Here is a 12,977-nt window from a genome sequence, read left to right as displayed (position 1 = left end):
AGCTAAGTGGCTGTAAGTAATACCCGCTTTAAGTTTAGGTTTTGAATTTTCAGAAACAAGCATTCCTTTCACTATCTTTCTCCTCCTTGACACTTCCTTTCTTTAATGATAACTATTATTAAACTGGTTATTATTCAAGCGCTTGGAAAACGTGAATCTTGCAATTTAAAAAGAGCCACCTGAAAAGGTGCTATCTTCCGTTTCCGGCCTGTTTTGGCCAAAACGGCCTCAAAACAGAAAGGCCCTTCTGCATCTGCAGAAGGGCCTTTCTGTTTTGAAGGGTAAAAGAAAAGGAGCTTCCTAAAGAAGCTCCTTTTCTTAAAGCGGAGGGATCTTACCTTTCTCTCCAGTAGTCAATCTTACCGGTTTTAACAGTAGCACTATAAGTACCTCTTATTTGCGTGGTGTACACCCGTCCATATAAAGAACTGGTTATTCCCAGGGAATGAGAAATAAATGGCGTGCTGGTTTCTGGATTGTACGTAGTACCAGATTGGAAAACTTTGAAAACCCAGGTACCTACTGCCGGCAGTTGTACATAGTCACCTTGCTGTTTAAATTCCAGGTTCATGCCCAGGGGAATGATGACCGCAGGAACTTCAGGCTTGGTGGCAGTGGCTGCTATCTTGGCTTTTACCGCGTAGGCATCTACCTTGAAACCTGCCGGAGTGCCTGCCATGGTATGCACAAATCTCCACCACACTTTGTCATAATCTAAAGGTGGCTGGTTGTCCTTAGCTACATGAATTTCATAGGTGGCGGCTGTTGTACCCGTTGCCGGAACGCCTACAAAGTAGGCTGAATAGTAGGTATTTGGCTCTAAAGTCACCTCCTTAGTTACCAAGTCTACTAACTTACCGGAGGTTGCTGAGGCCCCTACATCAACAACCCGCATATTGAATTTACCAGCTGGTATCTCTGCGTAGTTGTTGTTAGGATAGATGGTGCCAAACACTTGTCCACGGGGCTGGCCTGCGGTAGAACCACTGGTTAACGGGGCAATAGCCGTTACTTTTGTATCATTCATATAAAAGGCCGCCGCAGGGGCGCCTTCCACATGGAAGAAGAATTTCACCTTTGCTTCTTTGCTTGCATCATACGGGTTTGTGATTTCTGGAAGTTCATTCTTCTCACAGGCTCCCAGCATGAAAACCGTAGCCAGAAGTACTAATGTTCTATGAAGTATGTTTTTCATGTCTTTTCTGATTATTGGCCAGGCTTGCTAAACCACGTTTCAAATGTATGGTAAGCTGGGTCATTACCACCTATTTTATCAAGGGCTGCTCTGTTCCACATATACTCTGAGTTATACCTTGGTCTGGCTCTGTAAGCCGGATTGCCATTGTTAACAATGTCTAAGGTTGCCGGTAACATAAAACCAGTGTAGACACTGCTACTGTAGTGGTACTTTCTCAAATCTGACCATGTCTCTAAGAAACCAAAGCCCCAGCCCCAGGTAGCAATGTACTTCTGAAGCAGAATTTTAGAAAGGGTAAGACCAGCAGGTGCGGCAGGAACTACAGCAGGATCTGTTAAATATAAGGCTTTTCTCTGATCGAAAACCGTCTTGTCTGCGGCAAACTGACGGGCATAGGTCATATGGGACTCTATGCCTTTCTTGTAGGCATCTAAGGCAGCCTGCGTAGGAGTACCTGCTTTTTTAAGCTCGGCTTCTGCCTGTACAAATCTCAGGAGCGCTTCTGTTAATACCGGGTGCTTCATGTCATTTCCAAAGTGGTAGACAGGTAAGCTTCCGGGTACCACCGTATTGCCTGACGTTGTATTCCAGAAGGTTTTGGGGGCGGCCCCACCGGCTGAGGTAGTTCCTTTTCCAGGCTCCAATCCTCTATAAGCGGCGTCAGTGGCAGGAGCCATCATGGCAGTAATGCGCGGGTCATTTAAGGTTTCCCCTGTAATAACCGGATCGGGTACCGTTGTATCTAAGGCAGGATTGCTTCCATTCAACAGGTTAAGGATAAACTTGCTCTGTCTTAAGGTTCCAAGGTTGTTTCTGAGAGGTCCGTACCAGTTGGCGTCAGCTGTGGTGGTACCGGCAAAGGTAATCAGGGCATCTGGGAAGGTATTGTCTGGACCAAAAGCCTTTGACAGGTAGTTAAGCACTACGTTAGGGTCATAGCTGCTTTTGTTGGAAAGACGGTGTGCGTTAATAGCCAGTAAACCGTACGCAAACTTCTTCCACTTTTCCTTATCTCCAGCATAGATCAAGTCTCCTTTGCTCAAACCAGAAGGTTGCACCCCATCTGTGCGCTCCAGGTTTTTGATCCCTTCTTCCAGTAAGCGTTTAATCTCACCATACACAAACTCCTGCGAGTCATAGTCAAAGGTTCTTTTAGCTGGGTCAAAGGCCTGTGAAACAATGATTTCACCATGGTAATCTGTCAATACCTGCCACCCTAAGGCGCGCATAATATGACCTACTCCTACAAAATCATACTTTCCATCTTTTTCAGCGCTCGCTATCATATCTGATAGGTTATAGCCCATACTAAAGTATACTGCCCGCCAAAGTTGGGAATAAGAATCTGAGGAGGCAGGGTGACCATGTAGATCAAAGGTATTGTCTACGCCAGTAGAAGTCCAACCTTGGGTATATTGGCCGGCATATCTACCATCCCATTGCATACCTATGACCAGTTCAGACTGGATTTGCGGTAAATACAACTCTGAGGGAAGTAATTGATCAGGGCCATTAGGGTTGGTATTTACATCCAACCAGTTCTCACAGCCAGAGGTGGTAAACACACTGGCTGCTATAAGCGTGGCATATAATATTTTTCTCATGGTAGCTTAAATTAAAATCCTGCTCTTAAAGTAAAATTCCATCCTCTTGGCGTAGGGAAATTACCGTAGTCAATTCCACCACCACCTGCACCACCAGTTGCGGCAGAAGTACCTGCTCCAATTGGGTCAAGACCAGAATAATTAGTTAATATGAATAGATCTGTACCAGTTACTGAAAGGCTCAGGTCTTTTACAAACCCTGCTCTTTTTAATAAGGTAGAAGGCAGACGATAGCTCAAGGTCACGTCTCTCAGGCGCATCCAGTTAATGTCCTTCTCAATAAAAGTATTGAAGTTGTAGATAGAGCTCCAGTAAGAGGAATTACGTGACACATCAATAGGGAGATTGTTTCTGGTTGGGTTGTCTGTGTTCTCCAGACCGTCTTGCAATACACCTTCTACAATTCTGGTTTGGTCACGGCTAAGTGTTCTTGGGCTTAAGCCACGGGTAACCATATAATGCTCAGTGGCATTGTAAACGTCACCGCCTACTCTAAAGTCAAGCAGGAAGTTCAAACCAATGTTCTTGTAAGAGAACGTGTTGGTCAAACCTACAGTGAAATCAGGGTTTTTGTCTCCTACCACTACCCACTCAGCAGTATTTACGGTGGGTAAACCAGTAGTTGGGTTGATCAAAAGTTCTCCGTTTTTGTTTCTGAAGTAATCATAGCCTGTGAAGGTAGACAAAGGTCCGCCTACTCTTGAACCTGCTCTCACGTTACCATACAACCAGGTATCTGAGTTGTAGAACTCTGTCACATCACCAGGCAGTTTCACTAACTCATTCCAGAATTTGGTATAGTTGGCAGAAACATCCCAGGTGAAATTATCCATCTGCAGGGGAGTGGCATTCATTTGTAATTCAACACCCTCATTCTTGATCTCACCAGCGTTGAAGGTCATTAACACGAAGCCCGTTGCATAGCTCAGGCGAAGGTTCTGCACAATCTGGTCAACAGAAGTTTTACTGAAGTAGGTAGCGTCAATACCAAAGCGGTCATTGAAGAACTTCATTTCAGTACCAAACTCATAGGAGGTGGTCATTTCTGGGCGTAGGTTCAAACTTGGCCCGGTGAAACCATATCTGTAACCACCACCAGTAGTAAGCGCGTTTTCATAAAACGGACGGATGCTATATGGTCTGGCATCTTTACCCACCTGGGCAATGGAAGCTCTTAGCTTACCATAAGACAAGATATTTTTGATAGAGGCAAGTGGAGTCAACTCTGTGAAGACAAAGCTCATCGCGGCAGAAGGGTAGAAGAAGGAGTTATTTTCTACAGGAAGAGTAGAGCTCCAGTCATTACGGCCAGTTACGGTAAGGTACACAATGTCATCATAGCTTAGGCCCACGCTACCAAATACCCCTAAATTGCGGTACTGGTTAAGGTTGTTGAAAGCTCTTTGTGAGGTAAGCAGGGTGTTGTTAATGGAGTAAACCCCAGGGGCCTGAAATCTCTCACCAGAGGCAGCAGCGCTAAAGCGGTTGTTATCACGTACCATGCTACCTGCCTTCAGGTCTATGCCAAACTTGTCACCAAAGAAACGCTTGGTGTATTGACCATAGTACTGTACTGTAAGGTTTCTGGTAGTAGATAATACCTGGTCAAAGAGACCACCATATGATTTACCGGTGTTAGACTCAGGATGGCGCACAATAGTCGTTTTCTCTGTGTAATAATCTACACCACCTTGTAAGACAAACCTTAAACCGGCAGCTGGCTTAACAGACATCTGTACGTTGGTTCTGTATCTGTCAGTTAAGGTGTTAAGGATGTTCTTGTTTACGTTAAAGAAGGGGTTCTCCACGCCGTTGGCAAATGTGGCATAATCTCTTCTGGTACCGTCTGGGTTTAGGTACACGCTGGCATCATCATCCATAGGCCACAGCAGCAAGTGCAGGAAAGCACCGTTCACTCCTGTAAAGGCCTTGTCATTGTCAGCCCGGGTATAGTCAAAAGACACATCGGTAGAGATGTACTTATTGAGGTCTGTAGTAATGGAAGAGTTTAGGTTTATCTGGTCTAGCCCGGTATTAGGAATATACCCCTCTGAGTTAGTATAGGCACCAGATACACGGTAAGTGGTTTTCTCACTACCACCGGTGAAGGTTAGGTTGTGTTTTTGCTGGAAGGCAGTCTGGAAGAACTTGCTTACGTTATCATAAAATTGAGTACCTTCTGGATAAGGGGCCCCAAAATAGGTAAGGGTCTCTTCGCCTTCTGAGGTATAGCCGTTTACACCTCTGTTGAATACCTTCTGGCGCTCTGGCAACTTAGTGATAGAGCTAATTCTGGAGTTGAAGGAATAGTTGATTTTGCCTTGTCCTGCCTTGCCACGCTTAGTGGTAACCACAATAGCACCAGATGCTGCTTCAATACCATAAAGAGCAGAGGCTTCTGGTCCTTTCAATACGGTAATAGACTCTATATCTTCTGGGTTGATGTCTGCCGCACGGTTGGTAAAGTCAATACCCCGGTTCTCAAAAGATTTACCAGAAACACCGGCTGTTGCAAATGTACCAGTGGAGGTAACGTCATTGCTGATAGGCAACCCGTCTACTACAAACAAAGGTTGGCTGCTGCCGCTCAAAGAGCTTTGCCCTCTAATCACAATAGAAGTAGAAGAACCAGGTAAACCAGAAGTAGAGTTTACTTCAACCCCTGCCACACGACCTGCCAATGCGTTCACAAAGTTTTCGCGCTGGGTTTGGGCTACGGTAGAACCCTTTACCTCAGTAATAGCATAACCAAGAGACTTTTTCTCCTCCTGAATACCCAAGGCGGTTACTACCACCTCATCCAGGGCCTTGGAGTCTGTTCTCAGCACTACGTCTATATTGTTGTTGTCACCCACGGTTTTTTCCTGGGAAACAGTTCCTATGAAACTGTACACCAACACACCGCCCACCGGGGCCTGGATAGAATAACGACCGTTTCCGTCTGTGGAAGAACCTATGGTGGTACCTTTCACTACCACGCTCACGCCAGGCATGGCTGAGCCGTCATCGGAAGAAGTCACCCTCCCGGTAATTGTCTTGCTTTGGGCAAAACCTGCCTGAGCTATGGATAAGCTCAAGACAAATAACATTAGCCGTAACATTATTTTCATAAAAAAGGATTTAGGGTACTGGAATGGATTTTTGTTGGTTGATTTGTCTGTTTTGAATCAGAAGCCAATTCTACTACATAGGCACTTATTTTTAAAGGAGTTAGAGTAGGTGTAAAGTACTGCAAGTTAATGCTATTTCAGGTAAGTCAGAAAGGTAAAATAAGGAATCAGTAAAAAAATTGAGTATTGAGCTCAACTTTTTAAGCTTTTTTAAAGTGACAATCAGAATCTTGTTAAATTTTTCAATAAAAATCAGCAACTTCACTCTGTCGCAAGCGCTATTCTTATTGGTAATATTTCCCTTTTGTGGGAAGTTCGAAGTGGAAAATATAGAGAAGCTGTTTAACGAAAACAAGAGTTATTTAATATTTTTAATTACTATCCTTTAATAGTTTAAAAATGTTTTACTGTTTGGTGTTTTTTAATGCCACTTTATTATTCGCGTATAATTTACACTTGTTTTAAGGGCCGATTTCCTAAAAGAAAACTTATGTACTCCGTCAGCTTTTTTTAAAGTAACATTGCCTCACTGACTTCCTCACTTCTTACTCTATAAGCCGTGCAAATCTCTTCACCTGCTACAAAAGAAATACTCACTGAAGAACCTTCTGGAATGGTTGCTAACACCCGGCTAAGGTCTCTGGATGTGTTCAGGGGCATTACGGTCCTGGCCATGATTCTGGTGAACAACCCGGGCAACTGGGGAAAGATCTACGCTCCGCTTAAGCACGCCGCCTGGAACGGGTGCACCCCCACCGACCTGGTATTTCCTTTCTTCTTATTTATAGTAGGGGTATCTATTGCCTATGCCTTAGCTAGTAGCAAACTGCACCCCGAGACGCACAACAAGACCTTGCTCAGAATTGTAAGGCGGGGGCTTACCCTGTTTGCCCTGGGTCTGTTCCTGTCACTGTTCCCTAAGTTTGCGTTTGAGACCGTGCGTATACCGGGGGTGTTGCAGCGCATTGGGGTGGTATTCATTCTGGCGGCCATTATCTTTTTAAAAACCGAAAAGCGCATGCAGCTGTTGATCATGGCGGTATTACTGGTGGGCTATTGGCTGGTAATGATGTATGCCCCGGTGTCTGGCATTGGCCAGGCCAACCTGCAACCCACCACCAACCTGGCCGCGTGGCTGGATAATACCCTGCTGCCCGGTCACCTTTGGAGCCAAACCAAGGTCTGGGACCCGGAAGGCATTCTCAGCACGTTACCCGCTGTTGTGACTGCGCTATTAGGCGTGCAGGTAGGCCAATGGCTGAAACGGAAAGACGAACCCGGCAATAAAATCGCCTGGCTGATGGTGTGGGGTGTGATCTGTACGTGTCTGGGTCTTATCTGGGACCTGCACTTCCCCATCAACAAAAGCCTCTGGACCAGCTCCTATGTGCTGTATTCCGGTGGTCTGGCTATGCTGGGGCTGGGCTTGTGCTACTGGCTGATTGACGTGAAAGGCTACCGGAAACTCACTACTCCGTTCCTGGTCTATGGCGTGAACGCTATCACCGTCTTTTTCCTGTCTGGGCTTATCCCGCGTATTATGGGCATGATCAAGGTAGACACCCCCGGCGGCGAGGTAGACAGCAAAACCTATCTGTACAATGCCTTTTACACCACCTGGCTTTCGCCGTACAACGCTTCCCTGGCCTGGGCCCTCACCTGGATTTTCTTCTGGATGGTTATTCTGTATGTGATGTACAGAAAGAACATCATCATTAAAGTATAAGCCTGCAGCGGAAAGGAAGCATCCATTTACCTTTCGGGCGTTTAGGGCTGGTTTACGAAAAACGGCCCCTAAACGCCCGAAACTGGTTTTTAAGGAAAACTGGTTGATAGAGTCACTTTTCTGGGTTTGGCCTGACCACCCAACAGCAGGCAGCAGGGAGAGCTGATTCTTACTTGAGGAGAAGCCAAGACGGCGTAATCCTGGTTGGTCTGGGTTTTTGAAAACGCCTGTAAAATCTCATCTTTAGGCTTCAGATGGACACCAAGTAGATGTATTGTGTATTACCTGCCAAATGGAAAGGAAACCTACCTATATCAGAAGACGGTTGAACAGTTTCGGGTACGCCCTGCAGGGAATGGCCTCGGCGTTCAGGTCTGAGGAGAACTTGCAGTGGCATGTCTTGTCGGCGGTGGTGGCGGTGGCGGTGGGCTTTTTCCTGGGCATTTCGCGCATAGAGTGGGCCTTCATCATTTTCGCCATCGGGCTGGTCTGGACGGCAGAGCTTTTCAACACAGCCCTGGAGGTGTTAGTGAACCTGGTGTCGCCGGGCCGGCACCCCTTGGCGGGCAAGGTAAAAGACATTGCGGCCGGCGCGGTACTGGTGGCCGCGATCACGGCTGCGCTTATAGGAGCTCTGGTTTTCTTTCCTTATCTCTGGACCCTTCTCTTAAAGTCATCGTAAACATTCGTTCTAACCGGCAGGTTTAGTACTTTTGCCCGGTTTCTGAGGCACTTGCCTCTTTGTTTATCTTTTTTCTTACCATGACTACTACAGACGTACTTAAGAACCTTACCGAATATAACGTTTGGGCCAACACACGCATCCTTAAAAGCCTGGACCGTATTGAAGGAGAGCTGCCAGATTACGCCCAGCTCATGTTCAGCCATTTACTCAATGCCCAAGCCATCTGGATTGCGCGGATTACCGGCACAAAAAGCCCGGTAACAGTGCTGCAGGTGCACTCGCTGGAAGAGCTGCACCAATTGCATGCGCAGACTTCTCCTAAACTGGTGGAACTGTACGCCAACGCAGATGCCGCAGAACTGGCCCGTACCATTGACTACACTAACACCCAAGGCAAAGCCTACTCTACCAAGGTGCAGGATATCCTCACCCATGCTATTAACCACGCCACCTACCACCGTGGACAGGTATCACGGGAGTTGAGACTGGCCGGCCATGAGCCCATCAACTCTGACTATGTGACCTACGTGCGCATTCAGTACGGCCAGGACCTGGAACTGTAAGTTTGCGTTTCAGGCCTGTTTTCCTGAAAACGGCTCTAAAACAGATTTAGACATTAGCACAAAAAAAGAGAGGAGACCCATTATAGGTCTCCTCTCTTTTTAATAAAGTAAGCTGGGTATTCCTTAGTTCAGGTTTACCGCCGGGATATCAGTGATACGGTCATTGGTCACTACTACACCGGTCACTTCTTTGTTTTTGTAAGGAGCCACGGTGCTGTACTGCACTTTGTAGGTACCGGCCGGAATGCCTTTGATCAGGTAATTTCCGGCGTCATCTGCAAAACCACCAATGGTGTCATTGGCCGCAGAGATCACGAAAATACCTGGCTTGGCAGCAGCGGGGGTAACAGTACCTCTAATTCCCCCGGCCACGGCCTGGGTAAGGGTTCTGATCACCGGTTTCAGGTTATAAGCACCGCTATTGCCTCTTGGCACCACCGATTTGGCGGCGTCAAAGTCAAGCAGCATCACGTAGGTCACGTCTGGCTGAAGGTCAGCATTTATCTGCAGCTTCACGCCAGAGGTTTGCCCGCTGGGGGTAGTAAGCGGAACCAGAGTGTTACTGCCTTTCAATTTAAGGGTGTTGTTTGTTCCTAATACCAATCTGATCTGGGAAATACGACCGGCCGGCAGGGTAGAGCTGGCTAACAGCGTGTCGCGGCCATTGGCGAAGTCAAGCAGGTTGTACACGCCTGGTCTAATGGTTTCAAGAGTGGTCCAGCCAGTACCGTCATCATTGGCGTCTCTGTGCACCTGCACAGACTTAATGTCAATGTTCACTTCATCATAGTCGCCGGGGGCGTCTGTCAATCTTACTTCCATACGGGAAGTGCCGGAGGGATCGTTTTCTTCTGAACAAGCCGTAAAACCAAGTACGGACAGGCACATCATGGCAAAGAATACACTCTTTCTCATAGTTAAAAAATAAGGGGATTGATGAGGCTACTTCTCTGTAGCAGACCTTTAACGTGCAGCTACCAGGTTAGTATATAAAAAGTTGTTTTAGGCCTCATTTTCTTAAAACGGGCCTAAAACAACTTTCTAAAATGCTATTGCTGCTTGGTGGTGTCTGCCGGAGGGATGGCTACCGGTTTGCGGGGAGTAAGCAACCTGTTCAGTCTGGACTTGGCTTCCTCTCTCAGCTTCTGCTCGGCCTCCACACGTTTCTTGTCCAGTTCCTGGCGGGCTTTCAGTTCCATTTCCTGCTGGCGTTTCACTAGTTCGGCCTTGATACTGTCTTTGTTGGTGGGCGTGGTAATGTTATATTTCTCTTTCACGCTTTCCAGCTTGGAGCTTACCACTTCCTTTACCAGGTTAGAGGCCTCGGCCTTCAGGCTGCTGCCTTTCAGGGCCACGGCCGGGTCATTGTAGTTTCCGGTTACGCCTAGGTTCAGGGTTACCCGCTCCAGGCCTTTCAGGTTCTGCACGCCAGAGAGACTGGTAAGCTTGCTAGCCAGGGCATTCCCTACCTTGCCAGAGGGGACATCCAGAGCCACCACGTAGTCTATCTTCCCGCTCAGGTTATTGGTGCCGCCCACGGTCATTTTGATATCCTTCACCGTGAAGTCAAACGGTTTCACCACCAGGTTACCACCCACCACCTCGGCCGCGAAACCCCGGTTCTTGATGGAGAAGTTCTGCACCTCGTTCAGGCTGGTCAGCTGGCTGATCTTGCTCAGGGCTTTCACGTTCGCGACCACTGCCTCTACCACCTCAATCATGCCTTTCCCGGTAAGGGTGCTCATGACGGGCATCATGTCGCTGCCTAGTTCACCAGTTAGGTTAAACTTGGTAGAGAACTCGCCTTTGAGTAGTTGGGCAATGGGCGCTATCTTCTGAATGGTGTTGAAAGCACTAAAGGCATTCTGGAAATCAAGGTTCTCAATGTCTAACCCAAAGGAGAATTTAGGGTGAATAAGGTCTCTTGAATCATAAGAGCCGGTGGTTGAGAACTTCCCGCCCAGCGTGTTGAAGGTAACGTTCTCTAACCTGGCTATCTGGTCTTTAAGCGTCACTTTGCCTTTCAGGTTCTGGAGCTTGAGGTTATCATAGAGCACGGTACCGGCCTGGGTTATTAACACCATGTCCAGGTTAGCCGGAATCTGCACTACGCCTTGCGCCTCCTTGGTAGAAGACGGCACGGTTTGGCCCGTATGCTCGTCTACCATCCATTCGTTTACATTGAAGTTGATGGAGTTCAGGGTGAAGTTTCCGCGCAGGGGCTGGTTCTCAGAGAACAGGTAGCCCATGTAATTAGAGACGGTACCGTTCATCTGCACATCGCTTTTGCCCAGGAACCCGTTCAGTTGCTGCAACGCTACCTGCTCATTGTTGAAGGTAGCCTTGGCCGAGTTGATCTTCATGCCCTGCGGCAGGTCAGTGCTCTTGTAGTTGAGGTTGGCAATCTGGACCGTGCCGCTGGCCTGTACGTTGCCGTAACGGCCAGCGTCTACATCGGTCATCTTGCCTTTGGCCAGAATGTTCCCGTTCAGGCGACCGCTAAGGGTAGTGCCTTCAATAGGGAAGATCTTAGTGAGTTTGGTCAGGTCCAGCACTCCTTTGATATCAGCGTCAAACTGGGGCTGCGCCAGGTTCTTGATGGAAACGCGGCCTTCCAGCGGCTCTTTGTCCAGGAGCATCTTAAACCGGGAGATCTGGATATCGGTGTCAGCTGCGTTACCGGTGCGGTTGCTCACGTTGCCAATCACGGTCACCTGCTCCAGCGGGGCCGGAAATTGAGAGGACTTCACGTACCCATTGGTCAGGTTGAGCTTGGCAGTCACCATGGGCATGTGTTTCTCAAAGTAAACACCCTTGGCCTGAGCGTCTACGTCCAGCAGCCCGCGCAGGGTAGTTCCTTCCAGCGGGAACACCTTGGTCACCTCGGCCAGGTCCAGCTTGGCTTTCAGGTTACCGTCAATTTTCATCGGGTCCAACCCGTCAATCACCACACGTCCGTCTACCGGGTTCTTGCCCAGGTCCAGGTGCATCTTGCGCACATCTATAAAGGTGTGGTCCATATTGCCATCGGTGTTTTTCACGCTCATGTCAATATTGATGTTGCGGGCGGCCTGGGGCAGGTCTGGGTACTGGAACGTACCGTTGTTCACTTTAAGGTCTACCCCAAAACCAGGCATGGTGGTTTCATTGTACACCCCTTTCACGTATCCGTTAAAGGCTACCTTTCCGTCGGTCTTCACGTCTTTATACTGCTCAGTGAAAACCCCCGGTACCAGGGAGAAGATATTTTTGAAATCGGTCTCCAGGGCTTTGAAAGTCAGGTCCAGGTTGATATCCTCCGTATGCATGCCCACCGAACCTGCCATCCCGAAGGCGAAATCATTCAGCCGGAAATTGTTGTCTTTAAAGGTGTAGAGATACTTGTTCAGGTCCATGGCCATGGTCACGTCGGCGTCCAGCTTCTTGTTCTCCAGGTAGTTGACCCCGTCATAGGTCATGGTAAAGCGCTCGGCCTGGGTTTTGGTGGTCATGTCAAAGATATCCTTGGCCAGGTCGCCGCTACCGGTGTGGTCTACGTTATTGGCGGCTATGCCGAAAGGAATGCTCAGGTCCTGGTAGATGATCTGGCCCTGGTTGATTTTCCACTCCTTGATCCCCATTTTGAAATCGGTGGTGTCCTGGTCCTGGGCGGCGGCCAGAGAGTCTGGAATGAAAATATCCCAGTTGGCTTTCCCGCTTTTGAGCACCAGCAGTTTCAGGCGCGGCTCGTCCATCTGCACCGACTTGATTTTCATCTGGTCGCCGGTAATCACGCTCATCAGGTCCAGGCCCAGGCTGAAGTCCGGCAGGTAGGCCAGGGTATCGCGTTCAAAAGAGTCTTTGCCCACAATGGTGAGGTCTTTCACGCTCAGGGCCAGATCTGGGAATGTGCGAAAAAGGGACAGGCTTACGTTATCTGTCTCGTATATAACCCGAGCGTTCACGCTTTTGGCAATCTCTTTATCTAACCGGCCTTTGATCTTATCTTTGAAGAAGATAGGAACCAGGGCAGCGGCGGCTAGCAACACTACTACAAATACTGCCAGACCTATAATTAATTTCCTCATATTGGTAATGATGTATTTTCAGGT

Annotated in this window: 8 protein-coding genes; 3 read left to right on the top strand and 5 right to left on the bottom strand. The window is 48.1% G+C overall.

Annotated features, from left to right (window positions below; genetic code table 11):
* Positions 1–334 precede the first annotated feature (334 nt).
* From TH63_RS17815 to TH63_RS17805, 3 genes are read right to left on the bottom strand one after another with little or no spacing between them, the layout of a single operon-like run.
* The gene (locus tag TH63_RS17815; protein WP_076606533.1) at positions 335–1,195 is read right to left on the bottom strand and encodes a DUF4397 domain-containing protein; all 861 of its coding nucleotides are present in this window, start codon (positions 1,193–1,195) and stop codon (positions 335–337) included.
* 11 nt (positions 1,196–1,206) lie between these two features.
* Entirely contained in the window at positions 1,207–2,802 is a 1,596-nt protein-coding gene (locus TH63_RS17810; protein ID WP_076606532.1) for a SusD/RagB family nutrient-binding outer membrane lipoprotein, read from the bottom strand.
* A gap of 11 nt (positions 2,803–2,813) precedes the next feature.
* The gene (locus TH63_RS17805; protein ID WP_231583504.1) at positions 2,814–5,879 is read right to left on the bottom strand and encodes a SusC/RagA family TonB-linked outer membrane protein; all 3,066 of its coding nucleotides are present in this window, start codon (positions 5,877–5,879) and stop codon (positions 2,814–2,816) included.
* Between the two features lie 646 nt (positions 5,880–6,525).
* Between TH63_RS17805 and TH63_RS17800 the strand changes: the two genes are divergently transcribed.
* From TH63_RS17800 to TH63_RS17790, 3 genes are all read left to right on the top strand, one after another.
* Complete coding sequence (locus TH63_RS17800) at positions 6,526–7,638, top strand: acyltransferase family protein (RefSeq protein WP_048922133.1); 1,113 nt, start codon at positions 6,526–6,528, stop codon at positions 7,636–7,638.
* Positions 7,639–7,930: 292 nt separating this feature from the next.
* A complete protein-coding gene (locus TH63_RS17795; protein ID WP_048922132.1) occupies positions 7,931–8,320 on the top strand; it encodes a diacylglycerol kinase family protein in 390 nt (129 codons plus the stop codon).
* A gap of 80 nt (positions 8,321–8,400) precedes the next feature.
* Positions 8,401–8,886, top strand: a complete 486-nt coding sequence (locus TH63_RS17790; protein ID WP_048922956.1) for a DinB family protein — start codon at positions 8,401–8,403, stop codon at positions 8,884–8,886.
* A 123-nt stretch (positions 8,887–9,009) separates the two neighbouring features.
* Here the strand turns inward: TH63_RS17790 and TH63_RS17785 are convergent, their stop codons facing one another.
* Positions 9,010–9,801, bottom strand: coding sequence for a DUF4382 domain-containing protein (locus TH63_RS17785; RefSeq protein WP_231583503.1), 792 nt, complete (start codon positions 9,799–9,801; stop codon positions 9,010–9,012).
* Between the two features lie 134 nt (positions 9,802–9,935).
* Positions 9,936–12,953 (bottom strand): AsmA family protein, encoded by a 3,018-nt coding sequence (locus TH63_RS17780; protein WP_048922131.1) that lies wholly within the window; start codon positions 12,951–12,953, stop codon positions 9,936–9,938.
* Positions 12,954–12,977 lie beyond the last annotated feature (24 nt).

Origin of the sequence: Rufibacter radiotolerans, assembly GCF_001078055.1 — a bacterium.
GTDB classification, from domain to species: Bacteria; Bacteroidota; Bacteroidia; order Cytophagales; family Hymenobacteraceae; genus Nibribacter; species Nibribacter radiotolerans.
This window is presented reverse-complemented; position numbering and strand designations above follow the sequence as displayed.

Coding starts and splice junctions, on each gene's coding strand:
- TH63_RS17815 (WP_076606533.1), bottom strand. CDS start 1,195: ATGAAAAACATACTTCATAGAACATTAGTACTTCTGGCTACGGTTTTC.
- TH63_RS17810 (WP_076606532.1), bottom strand. CDS start 2,802: ATGAGAAAAATATTATATGCCACGCTTATAGCAGCCAGTGTGTTTACC.
- TH63_RS17800 (WP_048922133.1), top strand. CDS start 6,526: ATGGTTGCTAACACCCGGCTAAGGTCTCTGGATGTGTTCAGGGGCATT.
- TH63_RS17795 (WP_048922132.1), top strand. CDS start 7,931: ATGGAAAGGAAACCTACCTATATCAGAAGACGGTTGAACAGTTTCGGG.
- TH63_RS17790 (WP_048922956.1), top strand. CDS start 8,401: ATGACTACTACAGACGTACTTAAGAACCTTACCGAATATAACGTTTGG.
- TH63_RS17785 (WP_231583503.1), bottom strand. CDS start 9,801: ATGAGAAAGAGTGTATTCTTTGCCATGATGTGCCTGTCCGTACTTGGT.
- TH63_RS17780 (WP_048922131.1), bottom strand. CDS start 12,953: ATGAGGAAATTAATTATAGGTCTGGCAGTATTTGTAGTAGTGTTGCTA.